Source organism: Streptomyces sp. 11-1-2, assembly GCF_003595545.1.
Classification (GTDB): domain Bacteria; phylum Actinomycetota; class Actinomycetes; order Streptomycetales; family Streptomycetaceae; genus Streptomyces; species Streptomyces hygroscopicus_B.
This window is the reverse complement of sequence record NZ_CP022545.1, coordinates 10,807,957-10,826,704: the sequence shown is the minus strand read 5'-3', so window position 1 is coordinate 10,826,704 and position 18,748 is coordinate 10,807,957. Positions and strand designations below refer to the sequence as shown.

The window sequence follows — 18,748 nt, the reverse complement described above, 5'->3', positions numbered from 1 at the left end:
TGACCACGGGGTGGCCCCGCAGGAGGCGGGGCCACCGCGTGGTCCGAGTGAGCGCTCCCCCCGATCAGGCGTCGAAGCGGCGGCGGGAGTCCTCGATGTGGCCGAGGTAGGTGTGGGTCCAGCCGCACATGCCGTCGACCGTCGCACGCAGGGCACGGCCCGCCTCGGTGAGGGTGTACTCGACCCGGGGCGGCACGGTGGGGTGCACCTTCCGCTCGACCAGGCCGTTGCGCTCCAGCATGCGCAGGTTCTGGGTGAGCATCTTGTGGCTGATGCCCTCGACCTCGTTCCGCAACTCGCTGAAGCGCAGGGTGCGTTCCCCGAGGAACTCGATGATCAGGAACGCCCACTTGTTGGCGACATCCGCGAAGATCTCCCGCGCCAAGGAGTCCGCGCGCATCAGATCGGCGTCCTCGGGCGAGCCGGTGTACTGCTTGGTGCCCATGGGGCCACTCTCCTACAGCTCCCGAGTCACCACAAGAGAGCACGGAGGCGGAGGGCCGGCCCCGGCGCGTCCGCGGCTCGGGTCAGATGAGCCGGTCGGCCGCTTCGATGCGGTCGCGGATCACCGCCGTCAGCCGGTAACGGCGGCCGCCGGGGAAGTCAGCATCGCCATGACGGTGTCGACCGTGGTGGTGATGCGGTCGCGCTGGCCCTCGCCCGCGCACGACAGCACCTTCAGGCCGCTGTTGAGCGAGGCCAGCATGGTCGCCGCCGAACTCGGATCGATGCCGGGCGCCAGCTTGCCCTGTGCGCGGGCCCTCAGCAGCGCACCGAAGAGCGCGGTCTCGAGGCGGCTTCGGTTACCCTCCAGGCGCCGCGAGATCTCGGGGTCGGAATCCCCGTGCTCCACCGTGGCGTTGACCGCGAAGCAGCCCTGGGGCGTGCCCGGCTTCGGGGCTGCCGCGCTGGTCTCCAGCAGATCCCGGACGGCATCCAGGGCGGACGCACGCGACGCCAGGATGTCGGCCGGGCTCGGCGCGGCGGCGCCGGAGAGAAAGCGGTCGAGCGCGGCCAGATACAGTCCGCGTTTGGACCCGAAGGTCCCGTACAGACTTGCCCGCGCGATTCCCAGGCCGTCCACCAGGTCGCTGGTGGACGTTCCCTCATAGCCGTTGCGCCAGAACAGCCGCATCGCGGCGTCCAGCGCGGCCTCGGGGTCGAATTCCTTCCTCCGTGCCATACCGGCACACAAACCTTTCGAGATCGATCAGTCGATTTGACGGGAAGGTGGTGCCACTGACGACGTCAGGCCGCCGGCTGGGCGCTGCCCGAGGGCAGCGCCTCCGTCAGACGGCGGACGACGATCCGGGGCCGGCCGTGGCCCGGGGCGGAACGGCCGTCACCGCCGCGCCCGGCGAGCGCTCCTCTGACGGACGCGCGGGCGCATCGCCTTGCGGGCGTCGATGGCCAGGACCTCGAAGTTCTCCCCGGTGCTGTTCACTCGGCCGAAGAGGTTGTCCGGGCCCGAGATGCAGATCTTGGTGATGCCGCGCTCCCGCATCGTCTCCACCATGTCCGGCCAGCGGATCGGGCAGTTGAAGGTGTCGAGCAGCATGGCGCGCACCCCCTCCGCGTCGGTCAGCAGCGCGCCGTTCTGGTCGGAGACGACCGGGAGCTTGGGGTCGGCCAGCTCGAAGCTGCCGAAGACCTCTTCCTCCGCCTTGCGGCGCAGGTCGCCGAACGAGGGGGCGTGTACGGGCGGCCACATCGTGTACATGTTGTAGCCGCCGAGGTCGCCGATCCGCTTCTTGAACCGGTCGAGCACGGGCTCGCGCAGGGACACGAGGTAGAAGCCCTTGTCGATATAGCCGGAGACGTCGTGCCACTCCCCCTCGTCGTCCAGTTCGCCCAGCGCCTTGCGAAGGCTCTCCTCGGGGGTGTGGATCACGCAGTGCGTAACCGCCTCACGGTGCTCCTGCCCGAAGTACTCCTCCTCGCAGCGGGCCAGCTCGGCGGTGAGCCGCACGGTCTCCTCGAAGGGCAGGGACCCCGCGTAGGTCACCGCGGCCCGCTGGCCGAAGCTCGGTCCGGCGCACAGCTCGGGCTTCTCTCCCAGCGTCTCCTCCGCCCAGTCGGCGAGCGAGAGGCAGACGGTCAGGAAGGCGATCTGGGTGTGGGCGGCGTACTGCCCCTCCTCGTCGCCGTCCGACTGGCGGTACCGGTCGAAGACGGAGTACCCCACCACCTCGTCGGCGATCGCGAGCCGGCGCCGGGCATGGGGGTTGGTCAGCAGGAACTCGCCCACGTCGGTGAAGCGGAAGGGCCCCATCCCGGGGAAGACGAACGCCGTGCGGCCCGGCTGTGACTCCGTTGCCCGGGACTCTGTTGCCTGGGGCTCGGGGGTCTGGGGCTCGGGGGTCTGGGGCTCGGGGGTCTGGGGCTCTATCGCCTGTGGCTCTGTCATGCCTTCGCTCCGGGTGCCAGGTCGAGAGCGAGCTGCTCGAGTTGTCGCTTGTCGGGCTTGCCGTTGCGGTTCAGCGGGAATCGCTCCAGGACGTGAATGCGGTTGGGGTGCTCGAAGGCGGGCAGGAGGGAGTTGATCGGCTCCCGCCAGAACCGCGACTCCCGCTGCTGCTCGTCCTCCACGAAGAAGACGAGCTGGCAGCCGCGCTGCTCGTCGGGGACGGGCACGACCTTGACGAGACAGCCGCCCGCGGCCAGCTTGTGCTCGATGATCTCGGGGTAGAGCGTGTGGCCGTTGCGGTGCACCGCGGACTTCCGGCCGAGGACGAAGAGATTGTCCCCGCCGTCGAGATAGCCGAAGTCGCCGGTGGGGTACCAGTCGGTCTTGTCCGGGTCGACGGGGGCCACCGTGCCGTCGACCGCCAGGTAGCCCTCCATCAGGTCGGGCGAGTGGACCTGGATCTCCCCGACCTCGCCCGAGGGGAGGGCGGCGCCCTCGTCGTCCACGATCCGCAGCTTCAGGCCCTCGACGGCCCGCCCGCAGGCGACGACGTTGTCCTCGGTCGCGAAGGCCACGTTTCCGGCCTCGGTGCTGCCGTAGCTGTCCAGCAGGGGCAGCCCGAACTTCTTGACGTAGTCGCCGACCAGGCCGGGGTCCAGCGGGGCGGCCCCGCTGCAGAACATGCGGACACGGGACAGCTCGCCCGCCAGGGCGGGCTTACGGCCCATCATGTTGAGCATGCTGCGGTAGCTGGCCGGGGTGGCGTCGACCACCGTCGCCCCGCAGGTGCCCGCCATGGTCATCGCCCGGTCCAGACGCCGGTAGGGCGCGATGACCAGCGAGCACTTGACCAGCCAGGCGATGAGCACCATGGACAGCCCGTACTGGTGGGAGAAGGGCAGCAGCGGCAGCAGGACGTCGTCGGAGCGGTGGCCCACCTGCTCGGCGTTGCGCTCCAGGTTCTTCAGGAACTTCGCCCCGGTCTTGACGACGCCCTTGGGCTCCCCGGTGGACCCGGAGGACCACATGATCAGGCCGTCGGGCAGCTCGCACCAGGTGTCGAAGGACAGCCGCCGCTCGGCGGGGGACTGATCCACGCCCGCCACGAGCAGCTCGTAGACGGTAACCCGGGCCGGGCCGCTCTCGGGCATCGGGGTGTCGTCGTCGACCACGCATATCTTGACGCCGGCCCGGTCACAGATGCGCTGTGTCGCCTCCGCCCGCTCCTGGTGGTCGACCATGACGATCGACGCGCCGACGTGCATCAGGGCGAGGAGGGCCCCCACATAACCGGCGGAGTTGCCTGCCTTCAGCATGACCCGGGTGCCGTCGCTGACGCCACGCTCGCGGAGCGCGTCGGCGATGCCCAGGGCCCGCTGCTCGAACTCGGGAAGCGTGTGCACCGCTTCCGTCGTAAAGAGCTTTGCGGTCATCGGGTTTCACTGTGCCTTTCTTCTTCTTGAAGCTCTTGGGGGGTGAGGAACACCCGCGACGAGGGCGGACGTTGCCCGAGAGGGCGAGTCCCCCGGAGGTCTCCGGGGGGACTCGGCCTTCATCAGGAGTCGAGATCTCCGAGCATCATGTCGATCAGGTCGTCGTCGTCCATCGCGTCAATGGAGTCCGTCTCCTTCTCCTCGGCGCCCTTCTCGGCCTGGTCCTTGCCGCTCGCCAGCTCGGTGAGCGTGTCCAGCAGACCGGCGCGGCGCAGCCGCTCCAGCGGAATCGACACCAGAACGGCACGGATCCTGGCCTCTTCCGGATCGACGTCCGGTTCGGCCGGGCCGTCCGTCGCCACCCGGCCACGCAGGTACTGGGCGAGCGCCGCGGGCGTGGGGTTGTCGAAGATGAGCGTGGAGGGGAGGCGCAGCCCCGTGGCCGAGTTCAGCCGGTTGCGGAACTCCACGCCCGCCAGTGAGTCGAAGCCGAGGTTCTGGAAGGAGCGGCCGGGCTCGATGGCCTGGGGACCGCTGTGCCCCAGCACCATCGCCGCGCTGCCGCGCACCAGGTCGAGCAGCGCACCGTCGAGTTCGGCTCCGGACAGACCGGTCAGCTTCACCCGTGCCGATTCGGAAGCGGCCACCCTCCCGTCGGATGCCGCCTGGCTCCGCACCCGGACCACACCGCGCAGCAGGGTGGGGATGTCGGTCTGGCCGCCGAGCGCCGCGGTCTCCAGCCGCATCGGCACGAGCAGGGCGTCCTCGCTCGTCCGGCCGACGTCCAGCAGACGCAGCCCGCCGGACATGGACAGGGCCGCCATGCCCTCACGCGCCATGCGCACCATGTCCGCCTGGGTGAGCGTGCCGGTCATGCCACCCGCCTGCTCCCACGGGCCCCAGGCCAGCGATACGGCGGGGAGCCCGAGGGCACGCCGGTGTGCGGCGAGCCCGTCCAGGAAGGAGTTGGCCGCGGCGTAGTTTCCCTGTCCCGGGCTGCCGAACACACCGGCGACGGACGAGAACATCACGAACTCCGCCAGGTCCAGATCCCGGGTCAGCTCGTGCAGGTTCCACGCGGCGTCGACCTTCGGCTCGAAGACCGCGTCGATCCGCTTCGGCGACAGGGTATCGATGACACCGTCGTCGAGTACGCCCGCCGCGTGCACGACCGCGGTCAACGGGTGGTCGGCGGGCACGGCGGACAGCACCCGCTCCAGCGAGGCGCGGTCGGCCACGTCGCAAGCCGCCAGCGTCACCGAAGCACCGGCTGCGGTCAGTTCGGCCTGGAGGTCGGCGGCGCCCTCCGCGTCCGGCCCGCGCCGGGAGACCAGCACCAGGTTGCGCACTCCGTGCTCGGCCACCAGATGGCGCGCCACCTCGCTGCCCAGGCCACCGGTGCCACCGGTCACCAGCACCGAACCCTCGGGGTCGAGGTCACGCGGCATGGTGAAGACGTTCTTGCCGATGTGCCGGGCCTGACTGATGTGCCGTACCGCGTCCGGGGCCCGGCGCACGTCCCACGCCGTCACCGGAAGCGGGCTCAGCACGCCGCGGTCGAAGAGGTCGACCAGTTCGACCAGCATCCTCTGGATCCGGTCGAAGTCGGTGATGACCAGGTCGTACGCCTGGTACTCCACCCCAGGATGGTCCGCGGCGACGACCTCGGGGTCGCGCACGTCGATCTTGCCCATCTCCAGGAACCGCCCGCCCCTGGGCATCAGCCGCAGCGAGGCGTCGACGAACTCGCGGGCGAGCGAGTCCAGCACCATGTCCACGCCCCGGCCGTCGGTGGCCTCCAGGAACCGCCGCTCGAACTCCAGGTCACGCGACGAGGCGATGTGCTTCTCGTCGAATCCCATCGCCCGGAGAGTGTCCCACTTGCCGGGGCTGGCCGTGGCGTACACCTCGGCGCCGAGGTGGCGTGCGAGTTGCACGGCGGCCATGCCCACACCACCAGTGGCCGCGTGCACGAGGATGGACTCGCCCGCCCGCAGCCCGCCGAGCTCGGCCAGGCCGAGGTAAGCCGTCAGGAAGACCACCGGCACCGACGCGCCCTGGGCGAACGTCCAGCCCTGCGGCAGGGGGACGACCTGCCGCCGCTCGGCGACCGCGATGGGCCCGAACGCGTTGATCAGGCCCATGACCCGGTCGCCGGGTGCCAGGTCGGTCACTCCCGGGCCGGCCTCCAGCACCACACCGGCGCCCTCGCCACCCATCGTGGCGTGGTCGTCCGGGTACATGCCGAGGGCGATCAGCGCGTCACGGAAATTCAGACCGGCGGCGCGGACCGCGATCCGAACCTGCCCGGGGGCCAGCGGCGCCTCCGCCTCCGGTTCGGGCAGCAGAGCGAGCCCGTCCAGGGTGCCCCCGCCCGTGGTGGCGAGCTTCCACGCCGAGGTCCCGGCGGGAGCCTCGAGCACCCGGCCCGCGGCGTTCCTGGCGAGCCGGGGAACCAGTCCCTGGCCCGCGCGGAGCGCCACCTCCCGCTCGCCCGCCGCCATCGCCGCCGTCACCACGCCGACGGCAGCGGTGGCCGACTCGGCGTGGCGGTCGATGTCCACCAGCTGGATCCGGCCCGGGTTCTCCGTGGCCGCCGAACGCACCAGTCCCCAGACGGCGGCGTTGGACAGTCCGGCGACGCCCTCGCCCGGGCCCGTCGCGACCGCGTCGCTGGTCACCACGGTCAGCCGGGACCCGTCGAACCGGTCCTCCGCGAGCCAGGACTGCAGCAGGGCCAGCGCCCGGTGGGTCGCCTTCCGAGTGGCGTCGGCGAGGTTCCCGGCGTCCGGCCCGGCGGGCTCGGCGCCGCACCAGGCCCAGACCACGTCCGGCACCGCGGCACCCTCGTCGACGGCGGCGGTGAGCGCGTCCACCCCGGCGTACTCGGCGTACTCGACGCCGGAGGCGGTGAGCAGCCCGCCCACCCGCGCCCGGTCGGCGCCGATCACCGCCGTGGACGCACCGGTCCGGTTCCCGTCCAGCGTGGCGGCGAACACATCCCAGTTGGCCCGGAGCAGCGTTCCGTCGCTGCCGGTGGCACGCGGCCCGGACGCGAACCGCTCGGCCGCCACCTCGCGCACCACCAGCGACTCCACCGAGGCGACGGGCGCACCCGTGGCGTCGGACACCAGCAGCGCGACCGTGTCCTTGCCCTGCGGGCGCAGCCGCACCCGCACCCGTCCCGCGCCCACCGCGTGCAGGGTCACCCCGGTGAAGGAGAACGGCAGGGTTACGCGCCCGCTCTCGCCGCCGAAGTCGCCCATCTCCATGGCGTGCAGAGCGGCGTCGAGCAGGGCGGGGTGCAGACCGAACTGTCCGGCTTCCTGAGCCGCCGAGTCCGGCAGCGCCACCTCGGCGTAGACATCGCCGTCCAGCCGCCAGACCGACTCCAGCCCCTGGAAGACCGGCCCGTATCCGTAACCGACCTGGGCCAGGCCCTCGTAGAAGCCCTCCATCAGCACCTGCTCGGCGCCCGGGACCGGCCACTGCGGCAGGCTGTCGGTGCCCGCGGTGCCGCTGTCCGCCTCGAGGACGCCCTGGGCGTGGCGTACCCACTCCTCTTCCGACTCGTCGCTGTCGGAGCGCGAGTACACGCCGAGCGGCCGTACCCCGGATTCGTCCGTGGGGCCGACCACGAGCTGGATGCGGACGCCGCCCTGCTCCGGCAGGAGCAGCGGCGTCTCGAGCGTGAGCTCGCCGAGCCGTCCGGCCCCGGTCTCGGTGCCCGCGAGCAGGCCCAGTTCCACGAATCCGGTGCCGGGGAAGAGCACTCCGCCGGCCACGGCGTGGTCGGCGAGCCACGGGTGCGTCTGCAGCGAGAGGCGCCCCGTGAGCACCGTGCGGTCGCCCTCGGCCAGTTCCGTGCGGCCGCCGAGCAGCGGGTGGTCCACCCTGCCGAGCCCCACGCTCCGGGCGTCGCCGGTCACGGCGCCGCCCGCCTCGAGCCAGTACCGCTTGTGCTGGAAGGCGTAGGTCGGCAGGCTGACCCGGCGGGCGCCGCGCCCGGCGTACACCGCGTCCCAGTCCACTCCGACGCCGTTGGTGTACAGGGTGGCGACGGCCTCCGCCAGCGTCTGGGCCTCGGCGCGCCCGGAGCGGGCCAGGGGCACGAACGCCGCGTCGGCGTCGATGGCGTCCAGGCAGTCCTGGCCCATCGCGGTCAGCACGGCGTCGGGGCCGAGCTCCACACAGGTCGTCACGCCCTGGTCGGCGAGGCGGCGCATTCCGTCGTCGAAGCGGACCGCCTCCCGAACGTGGCGGACCCAGTACTCCGGGGTGGCCAATTCGGCGCCCGCGACATCGCCGGTGACGTTGGAGATGACCGGGATCGCCGGGGCCGAGTACGAAAGGCAGGCGGCGATCTGGCCGAACTCCTCCAGCATGGCGTCCATCCGGGGGGAATGGAACGCGTGGCTCACCCGCAGCCGCTTGGTCTTGCGGCCCTGGGCCTCCCAGTGGCCGACGAGTTCCAGCACCGCGTCCTCGTCGCCGGAGAGCACCACCGAGGTGGGACCGTTGAGCGCCGCGAGCGACACCTGGCCCTCACGGCCCTTCAGGCTCTCGGCCACCTCCTCCTCCGACGCCTGGACGGCCACCATCGCGCCGCCCTCGGGCAGTTCCTGCATCAGCCGCCCGCGGGCCGCCACCAGAGCGCACGCGTCCTCCAGGGACAGCACCCCGGCGACGTGTGCCGCGGCGATCTCGCCCACCGAGTGCCCCATCAGGAAGTCGGCGCGCACACCCCAGGACTCCACCAGGCGGAACAGGGCCACCTCGAAGGCGAACAGCCCGGCCTGGGTGAACATCGTCTGGTTCAGCTCGTCACCGGTCGCGGCCGCGTCGTCGTCCTCCGGACCGAAGACAACGTCCAGCACGGAGGTGCCGAGACGCACCTCGAGATAGTCACACGCCTCGTCGAACACATCGGCGAACAGCGGGTAGGTCTCGTAGAGTTCCTGGCCCATGCCCAGCCGCTGGGCGCCCTGGCCGGTGAACAGGAACGCCACCCGCTGCCCCGTGGACCTGCCTCGCACCAGGCCCGGCGCGTCGGTGTCCTCGGCGAGCGCCGCGAGTCCCCGCAGCAGCCCGTCGCGGTCGGAGGCCACCACCACGGCCCGCTGCTCGAGTGCGGCACGCGTCACCGCGGACGACCATCCGACGTCGACCGGGTTCGCGTCGCGGTCGCGCACCACGTGCTCGCGCAGCCGCGCGGACTGCGCCCGCAGCGCCTCCTCGCTCCTGGCGGACACCAGCCACGAGATGGGCTGGGACGCGGTCTCCGGGTCCTCGGCGTCGTCCGCCGTCAGGGTGGGCTCCTGCGGCGGCGCCTGCTCGATGATGGCGTGCGCGTTGGTGCCGCTCATGCCGAACGAGGAGATACCGGCGCGGCGCGGCCGCCCGGTCTCCGGCCAGGGGCGCTGCTCGGCGAGCAGCGCCATGCCGCCCGACGACCAGTCCACGTACGGGGTCGGCACCTCCACGTGCAGCGTCCTGGGCAGGATGCCGTGGCGCATGGCCATCACCATCTTGATGACGCCACCCACACCGGCCGCCGCCTGGGTGTGGCCGATGTTCGATTTGAGGGACCCCAGCCACACCGGCTGCCCCTCCGGGCGGCTCTCGCCGTAGGTGGCGATCAGCGCCTGCGCCTCGATGGGGTCGCCGAGCGAGGTTCCGGTGCCGTGCGCCTCGACGGCGTCGATCTGGTCCGCGGTCAGCTCGGCGTTGGCCAGCGCCTGCCGGATGACGCGCTGCTGGGAACGCCCGTTGGGGGCGGTCAGACCGCTGCTCGCGCCATCCTGATTGACGGCGGAGCCGCGCACGATCGCCAGCACCTCGTGGCCGTTGCGCCGGGCGTCGGAGAGCCGCTCCACCAGGAGGACGCCGACGCCCTCGGCCCACGAGGTGCCGTCGGCCTCGGCGCCGAACGCCTTGCAGCGCCCGTCGGAGGCGAGTCCGCGCTGGCGGCTGAAGAGGATGAAGTCCGCCGGGCTCGGCATCGTGGCGACACCGGCGGCGAGCGCGAGGTCGCATTCGCCCTGGCGCAGCGAGTACGCCGCCTGGTGCAGGGAGACCAGCGAGGAGGAGCACGCGGTGTCCACGGTCAACGCCGGGCCCTCGAAGCCGAAGGTGTAGGAGATGCGCCCGGAGGCGACGCTGCCCGCGGTGCCGGTGAGCGCGTAACCCTCGAGGCCGCTCTTGGTGCTCTGGAGGTGGGGCCCGTAGTCGTGGCGCTCAACGCCGGCGAAGACGGCGGTCCTGCTCCTCCGCAGCGTGGTGACATCGATACCGGCCCGCTCGAAGACCTCCCAGCTGGTCTCCAGCAGCAGCCGCTGCTGCGGGTCCATGGCCAGCGCCTCACGCGGCGAGATGCCGAAGAACTCCGCGTCGAACTCGGGGACGTCGTGGATGAAGCCGCCCTCGGTCGCGTAGCTGGTGCCGGGCCGGTCCGGGTCCGGGCTGTAGAGCGCCTCCAGATCCCAGCCCCGGTCGGTGGGGAACGGGGTGATGGCGTCGACACCCTCGACGACGACCTTCCACAGGTCCTCGGGACTGTTGACGCCTCCGGGGAAGCGGCAGCTCATCCCGACGATCGCGATGGGGTCGTCCGAGCCCACGACGGCACGCGCGGGAGCGGTGTCGTCCGTGTCGACGGGGAAGATCTGCCGGTGGAGGTGGTCCACCAGCTCGCTGGGTGTCGGGTGGTCGTAGGCGAGCGACACCTCCAGTGTGAGGCCGGTGGCGGCGACCAGTCCGCGGTGCAGATTGACCGCCGCGAGCGAGTCCAGCCCCAGGTCGAAGAACGAGCTCTCCGCGTCGAGCGCGCGCGGCGACTCGGACCGCAGGGCCGCGGCGACGTGTGCGCGTACCAGGTCGAACAGAACCCTGCGCTGTTCGAGGTCCGGCAGTTCCCTGAAGTCCGGACCGAGTGACGGCAGCTCGCCGGGGCCCTCGTCACGATCCGGCCCAGCCTGCACGATGGACTCTCCCGAGTCGCTGGACCCGTTCAACATGGTGCTCACCTAACTCCTGCCTTGTGGAAGACCCTGCGTCAAAGCTGTGTGCCGCGCCGATCGCGGTTTCGGCGCGGGGCGCCCGCCCGTCATTCATCAATGCCGGGCGGGCGCGTGGCCGTTAAAGGTTGGCCATCCAGTTCTCGACGGCCTGGGCGGTGGTCTCCGCGTGCTTCTCCATCATGCTGAAGTGATCTCCGGGCACGTCGATGAGGGAGTCGGCGGGCCAGTCGGCCTGCCAGCTCTGCACCTCCGCGTCCGGATCCGTCCGCAGCACCGTCTCGGTCGCACGAAGGTGGAGAGTGGGAACCGAGATCTGCGGCGGCTTCCACCCCGCCAGCAGATGCGAGTACCAGCCCATGGCGGACATCCGGACACCCTCCATGGAGACGAGCTCGTCCCGCTCGTACATTTCGTCCAGCCAGGCGTTCTCGAACTGGCCGAGCTTCGTGGTGTCCGGAAGGTAGGTATCCATCAGGACGACTCCCGCGGGTGGTGTGCCCTGGCTCTCCAGAGCGGCGGCCACCGAGTGGGCGAACATTCCTCCGGCCGAGGAGCCGCACAGGACGACCGGGTCGCCTTCGGCGTACTCGGCAACGGCCCTCGCCTGCAAGTGGAACAGCGCGTCCAGAGTGGCCGGAAGGCTCTCACCCTGGACGGACCCCACGGTGCCGAGGCCCGCCACGTCCCGGTTGCCACGGAACGGCGCGGCGAACCGCGCGTACTGGTGGACACCGCCCAGGGCGACGTGGGAGGAGAAGCACATCAGCCGGGGGCGCCGAGGGCCTCGGGAGAGCCGCGCGGGCCTGATGTTTCCCTCGTAGTCGGCCGGGTCCTCGAAGGTCGGACGGAGCCTTGCCGCGTTCACCAGCAGATCCATGCCGACGCTGACCTTGCCCTGCCGCGCCGCCTGCCGGTAGAGAGAGCCGAGGGTGTCGTCCGTGTTCACCTGCGGTGCCGGGGAAACGGGCTCGGCCACTGGCTCGGCGCCCGGAGCGGCCGCAACGGTCTGCTCCTGGACCTGGCGGCCGGCGGGAGCGGACGCGATCTCGGCCGCGAGCCGGGGGCGCAGATGGACCACCATCTCGCCCGGGCTCGGGTGGTCGAAGACGACCGTGGTGTTCAGCTTGAGGCCGGTGAGGGCGGCCAGCTGGTTACGGAATTCGACCGCCGTAAGAGAGTTGAAGCCCATCTCCATGAACTCGTGTCCGGTGTCGATGTCATTGGGTGATGCGAAACCGAGCACCGCGGCGGCGACGGTACGCACCATTTCGAGAAGCGCCTCGTCCCGCTCGGCCTCCGACAACCCGGCCAGCCGCTGCCGCAACTGGGTGGGCTGATCCACCTCGGACTCCGCCGCCCGAGCCGTACGCCGGACGGGGGAATCCGGGACGACGGAACGGAAGAAGGCGGGCAGCGCGGCGCCCTGGGCGCGCAGCGCACCCACGTCCAGCCGGGCGGGAATCACCACGGCCGTGTCGGAGGTGACTCCCGCGTCGAAGAGCTCCAGACCCTCTTCGGAGGAGACGGGCGCCAGACTGGTGCGCGCCACATCGTTCCACTCCGTGTCCAGCCGCTGGACCTCGTAGAGATCGCTCAGCAACGGGCTGGGCCGGGTCGCGGTGAACGCGGGGACGAACCGTTCCCAGTCCACGTCCACGACCGTCACCACACCGTCGTCGCCCGCCACCACGCGTTCCAGACCGGCGATCGCCGGCTCCGGCGTCAACCGGGGCAGACCGCGCCGCGCCAAATGATCACCCTGGTCGTCCGCGGCCGCCATGCCGATCTCGGCCCAGGGGCCCCAGACCACGGAGGTGCCGACGAGACCTCGCGCACGGCGCTCCTCCACCAGCGCGTCCAGGTAGGCATTGGCCGAGCTGTAGGCGACCAGGCCGCCACTGCCCCACAGACCGGAGATCGACGAGAAGAGCACGAACGCGTCGAGCTCGCGGTCGCCCAGCAGCTCATCCAGGTTGGCGGCACCCGCCACCTTGCCCGAGACGATGGTGGCCGCATCGGCCAACCCGGTCTCCAGCAGAGGCGTTCCCCCGGTGGCGCCCGCCACGTGCACGACCGCCGTCAGCGGATACTCCTCCGGGACGGCGTCCAGCACCGCGGCCAGCTGCTTGACGTCGGCCACATCACAGGCCGCCACCGTCACCCGGGCGCCCAGCCCCTCCAGCTCCTCGCGCAGCTCGGCCGCGCCCGGCGCCTCGGGACCCCGACGGCTGGTCAGCACCAGGTGCTCGGCGCCACTGCGCGCCAGCCACCGGGCCGCCTGACCACCCAGCCCGCCCGTACCACCGGTCACCAGCACGGTGCCACGCGCCCGCCACGCCGTCCCCTCGGCAACGGACGGAGCCGACCGCACCAGACGGCGCACGAAGACACCGGAGCCGCGAACCGCGACCTGGTCCTCGCCGCCCCCGGCGGACAGCACACCGGCCAGCCGGGCCGCACCGCGCTCATCCAGCGACTCGGGCAGATCGACCACACCGCCCCACAGCGGCGCCAGCTCCAGCGCGGCCACCCGGCCCAACGCCGACACCATCGCCTGCAGCGGGCTGGTGAGCCGGTCCGAGCCGTCCACCGAGACGGCCCCTCGCGTACCACTCCACAGCCGAGCCGGAATCTTCGCCTCGACCATGGCCCGCACCAGCACCAGGCTCAGCGCGTAGCCGCTCGGCAGAGCCGGATGCCCCGGGCAGGGTTCCTCGTCCAGGGCCAGCAGCGACAGGACACCGCCCAGCTCGGGCGCCTGCTCGGCCACCTCGCGCAGCCGCTCCGCCAGCACGCTCGGGTCCAGGTCCTGCTCGTCCACGACGACCGAGACCACATTCGCACCATGCCGCTCGAGCCCGGCGACAACCCCCGAGACCAGCTCGTCCCCGGCACAGGATGCCGGAACCACCACCGGCCAGGTCCCCGACAACGACCCCTTGGCCGGGTCCGGGACCAGCTTCCACGACACCCGATAGCGCCAGTTGTCGATCTCGTCCCGCCCGGGCGGTGTCACGCCGCTGTCCTCGGCCCACCGGCCCCACGCCAGCGAGACACCCGGCAGTCCTTGGGTGCGACGCCACGACGCGAGGCCGTCCAGGAACACATTGGCCGCGGCGTAGTTGCTCTGCCCGGCCGCGCCGAGCAGACCCGCGGCCGATGAGAACAGCACGAACGCCGACAGGTCCATGCCCGCGGTCAGCTCATGCAGATTCCAGGCCGCGTCCACCTTCGCCCGCAGCACCGCGGTCGCCCGCTCGCGTGTCAGCGATGCGAACAGCCCGTCATCGAGCACCTCGTCCGCATGCACCACGGCGCTCAGCGCGAGCCCTTCGGGCAGTCCCGCCAACACCGCGGCAAGCGCTTCGCGGTCCGCGGCGTCACAAGCCGTGACCACCACCTCGGCGCCCGCGGCCTCCAGTTCGGCCCGCAACTCGGCCGCACCGTCCGTCTCCGCACCACGGCGGGACAGCAGCACGAGCTTCTCGACGCCGTGCCGGGCCACCAGATGCCGGGCCACCAGACCGCCCAGAGCGCCCGTGCCCTCCGTCACCAGCACGGCGCCGGAGCCGAACACCTCCGACTCGGGAGCGTCACCGGCGGGCAGTGAGCGGGCCAGACGCGGCAGGCGGACCTCGCCCGAACGCACCACCACCTGCTCCTCACGCGTGGCCACCACCCCCGCGAGAAGTGCCACCGCACGCTCGACATCATCCGTGTCGACAAGCACCAGCCGTCCCGGGTGCTCCGCCTGCGCCGACCGCACCAAACCCCATACGGCCGCGCTCGCCAGGTCCGTCACACCGTCGCCGGTGTCAACGGCACCTTGTGTCAGCACCACCAGCGGGGTGCCCGCGAACCGGTCGTCCGCCAGCCACGACTGAACGGTCTCCAGCACCTCACCGATCCGTGTGTGTACCTCGTCCACCACGGCGGGGCCGGCCGAAGCCACCGGCAGGACCACCATTCCGGGCATGCTCGTGCCCGTCGCCAGGGTGTCGCTCAGCGCCTCGGGGTCCAGGTACACGTCGGCGGAGAAGAAGCCCGCCGCCTCCAGAGCGTCGCCCACGCCGAGGCAGTCGTCGACCAGCACCGCCCACCAGCCGGGTGCCACGCCCTCGGCGGGCTTCGCCGCGCCCGCCGTCCACTCCATGCGGAACAGCGCCTCACCGGAAGTCCGGCCCACGTTCTGCAGTGCGGCGGCCTGCATGGGACGGAAGAGGAGGGAGTCGACGGAAGCCACCGGGCGGCCGGAGGTGTCGGCCATGGCCAGCGACACGGCCTGCCGACCGTCCGGGACGATTCGGACGCGCAGCGCTTGGGCACCGACAGCTTCCAGGGAGAAGCCCCGCCACGAGAACGGCATCAGATTGCCCGCGCTCGGTGCGTCGTCGCCTCCGCGCAACGCGTTGTTCGCGCCGATCGCCTGGAGGGCCGCGTCGAACAGGGCCGGGTGCAGACCGAAGTACTTCGCGATGCCGCGCTGCTCCTCGGGCAGCTCGACGTCGGCGAACACCGCGTCGCCGCGCTTCCAGGCGCGCCGCAGCCCCCGGTACGCGGGACCGTAGTACAGCCCGTGCTCGGCGGCATGCTCGTAGCCGCCGGAGACGTCGACAGGTTTGGCGCCGGAGGGCGGCCACTTCGCGAAGTCGAAGGATGCCGCCGGCGCGGGCGGCGTGAGCACACCGTGAGCGTGCTGCACCCACGGCTGCTCGAGGTCGGCATCGTCGTCGGCCGGCTCCAACCGCGAGTACACGCTGACGTCGCGATGGCCCGCGGCGTCGGCCTCCCCCACCTCGACCTGGATCTGCACCCCTCCGCGCTCGGGCATCGCCAAGGGCGCCACCAGCACCAGCTCATCGACCCGGCCGCACCCGACCTGGTCGCCCGCCTGTGCGGCCATCTCCGCGAAGGCCGTCCCGGGAACCAACGCCACGCCCTGCACCGTGTGTTCGGCGAGCCAGGGGTTCGTGGCTGTCGACAGCCGCCCGCTGAGCAGCACTCCGCCGCCGCCCGCCAGCGAGACCGCGGCGCTCAGCAGGGGGTGCGCCACCGCCCTGAGGCCCACCGATCCCACGTCGCCGACGGCCGCCATCGAGTCCAGCCAATAGCGCTGACGCTGAAAGGCGTAGGTCGGCAGATCGACCCGGCGGGCACCTGGGCCCTCGAACACCTTCCGCCAGTCGACACCGACGCCACTGGTGTGCAGCTCGGCGGCCGAGGTCAGGAACCGCTCGGGTCCGCCCTCATCCCGCCGCAGGGTGCCCACGACCACTGCCCGCGCCTCAGCGGCCTCCACCGTCTGCTGCACCGGCAGGGCCAGCACCGGATGCGGGCTCACCTCGGCGAAGACCGTGAAACCGTCATCCAGCAACGTGCGTGTCGTGCTCTCCAGTTCAACGGTCTGCCGCAGGTTCCGGTACCAGTACTCCGCGTCAAGAGCAGCGGTGTCCACCAGCTCACCGGAGACCGTCGAGTAGAACGGCACCTCCGACGAACGGGGCGCGATGTCCGCCAGAACCTTCAGCAGTTCCTCGCGGATCTCCTCCACATGTGCGGAGTGCGAGGCGTAGTCCACCGGAACCCGACGGACCCGCACCTCCTCGCCCTCCAGCTTCGCGACCATCTCATCCAGCGCCTTGGCATCACCGGAGACCACGATGGAACCGGGGCCGTTGACCGCCGCGACCGAGATCGCGCCGTCCCAGGCGGCGATACGCTCCTTGACCTGGTCGACCGGCAGCCCGACCGACACCATGCCGCCACGACCCGCCAGACCGGCGGCGATCGCCTGCGACCGCAGGGTCACCACCTTCGCGGCATCCCCAAGCGACAGCGCACCCGCGACACAGGCCGCCGCGATCTCGCCCTGGCTGTGACCCATCACGGCATCCGGTTCCACACCCACCGAACGCCACAACTTCGCCAGCGACACCATCACCGCGAACAACACCGGCTGAACGACATCCACCCGGTCGAAACCGGGAGCACCCTCGGCACCACGCAGCACATCCGTCAACGACCAGTCCACATACGCGGACAGAGCCGTCTCGCACTCGCCGATCGCCTCCGCGAAGACCGGAGAGGATTCCAGCAGCTCCACCCCCATACCGGCCCACTGCGCACCCTGACCGGGGAACACGAAGGCGGTCCTGCGCCCCTTCGCCGCCTGCCCCCTGACCACGCCCTGGGCCACCTCGCCCTCGGCCACGGCCCGCAGGCCGCGCAGCAGGCTCTCGCGGTCCTCGCCGATCACCGCCGCGCGGTGCTCGAACGCCGATCGGGACGCCGCCAGGGAGTAGCCGATGTCCGCTACGGACGCCGTCGTGAGATCGTCGCCCTCGGCCGTCAGACGGGCGTACAGCCGCTCGGCCTGCGCCCGCATCGCGGTCTCGCCCTTGCCCGAGACCAGCCATGGCACGACGGAGGAGGCGACCGGGTGGGGAGCCTCGGCCTCGGCACCGGCCGGCTCCGGCTCCTCCGCTTCGGGGGCCTGCTCGATGATGGTGTGCGCGTTGGTGCCGCTGATGGCGAAGGAGGAGATCCCCGCCCGGCGGGGCCGGCCCGTCTCCGGCCAGGGCTGGGCCTCGGTCAGCAGCTCCACGGCCCCCGCCGACCAGTCGACATGCGGGGTCGGCTCGTCCACATGCAGCGTCTTCGGCAGAACGCCGTGCCGCATGGCCATCACCATCTTGATGATCCCCGCGACACCCGCCGCCGCCTGTGCGTGGCCGATGTTGGACTTGATGGATCCGAGCCACAGCGGTCGGTCCTCCGGCCGGTCCTGGCCGTAGGAGGCGATCAGCGCCTGCGCCTCGATCGGGTCGCCCAGGGAGGTGCCCGTGCCGTGCGCCTCCACCACGTCGACGTCGTCCGGGGTGAGTCCGGCGTTGTCGAGCGCCTGACGGATCACCCTGCGCTGTGACGGGCCGTTGGGGGCCGTGAGGCCGTTGCTGGCACCGTCCTGGTTCACCGCGGAGCCGCGCACCACCGCCAGCACGGGGTGGCCGTGGCGGCGGGCGTCGGACAGTCGCTCCACGAGCAGTACGCCGACGCCCTCGGACCAGTTGGTGCCGTCCGCGGCCGCCGCGAAGGGCTTGCAGCGGCCGTCGGAGGCGAGACCCCGCTGACGGCTGAACTCGGTGAAGGTTCCGGGGCCGGCCATCACGGTGATGCCACCGGCCAGGGCGAAGTCGCACTCGCCCTGGCGCAGCGCCTGCGCGGCCAGGTGCAGCGTCACCAGGGACGACGAGCACGCCGTGTCCACGGTCACCGCAGGGCCTTCGATGCCGAGGACATAGGAGATCCGGCCGGAGGTGACGGCGGGTGTCTGCCCCGTCATCAGATGGCCTTCGACCTCTTCGGCCTCGATCGGGCCGGCCGCACCGTACCCCTGGAAGGCGGCGCCCATGAACACGCCGCCGGTGGTGCCCTTGACGGACAGCGGGTCGATGCCCGCCCGCTCCAGGACCTCCCAGGACGCCTCCAGCAGCAGCCGCTGCTGGGGGTCCATCGCCAGCGCCTCACGCGGGGAGATCCCGAAGAACACGGGATCGAACAGGGCGGCGTCGTGCAGGAATCCGCCCTCGTTCACATAGCTCGTGCCCTGGCTGTCGGGGTCCGGGTCGTACACCTCCTCGAGCCAGCCGCGGTCCTTCGGGAACGGTGAGAGCCCGTCGGCGCCCTCGGCGACCATGCGCCAGAGCTCCTCCGGAGAGCTGACCCCGCCGGGGAAGCGGCAGCTCATCGCGACGATCGCGATCGGCTCCCGGTTCTTCTCCTCCACCTCCCGAAGGCGCAGACGAGTGCGGTGCAGATCAGTCGTCACCTTGTTGAGATAGTCGCGGAGCTTCGTCTCGCTCACTGTTTTGCCGTCACTTTCTCTACAG

At 71.5% G+C, this 18,748-nt stretch carries 6 protein-coding genes; all 6 read right to left on the bottom strand.

Going from position 1 to position 18,748, the window contains the following annotated elements:
• Nucleotides 1-64: 64 nt before the first annotated feature.
• A complete protein-coding gene (locus CGL27_RS45950) occupies nt 65-445 on the bottom strand; it encodes a helix-turn-helix domain-containing protein (protein WP_078646111.1) in 381 nt (126 codons plus the stop codon).
• A 129-nt stretch (nt 446-574) separates the two neighbouring features.
• Nucleotides 575-1,183, bottom strand: a complete 609-nt coding sequence (locus CGL27_RS45945) for a TetR/AcrR family transcriptional regulator (RefSeq protein WP_119993612.1) — start codon at nt 1,181-1,183, stop codon at nt 575-577.
• 159 nt (nt 1,184-1,342) lie between these two features.
• Complete coding sequence (locus tag CGL27_RS45940) at nt 1,343-2,407, bottom strand: ACP S-malonyltransferase (protein WP_119993610.1); 1,065 nt, start codon at nt 2,405-2,407, stop codon at nt 1,343-1,345.
• Entirely contained in the window at nt 2,404-3,840 is a 1,437-nt protein-coding gene (locus tag CGL27_RS45935; protein WP_119993609.1) for a class I adenylate-forming enzyme family protein, read from the bottom strand. Before CGL27_RS45935 ends, CGL27_RS45940 begins: the two co-directional genes overlap by 4 nt.
• A gap of 122 nt (nt 3,841-3,962) precedes the next feature.
• Nucleotides 3,963-10,856, bottom strand: coding sequence for a type I polyketide synthase (locus tag CGL27_RS45930; RefSeq protein WP_119994877.1), 6,894 nt, complete (start codon nt 10,854-10,856; stop codon nt 3,963-3,965).
• A 121-nt stretch (nt 10,857-10,977) separates the two neighbouring features.
• Nucleotides 10,978-18,723: a type I polyketide synthase gene (locus CGL27_RS45925; protein WP_119993607.1), complete on the bottom strand. Its 7,746-nt coding sequence runs from the start codon at nt 18,721-18,723 to the stop codon at nt 10,978-10,980.
• Nucleotides 18,724-18,748: the final 25 nt, after the last annotated feature.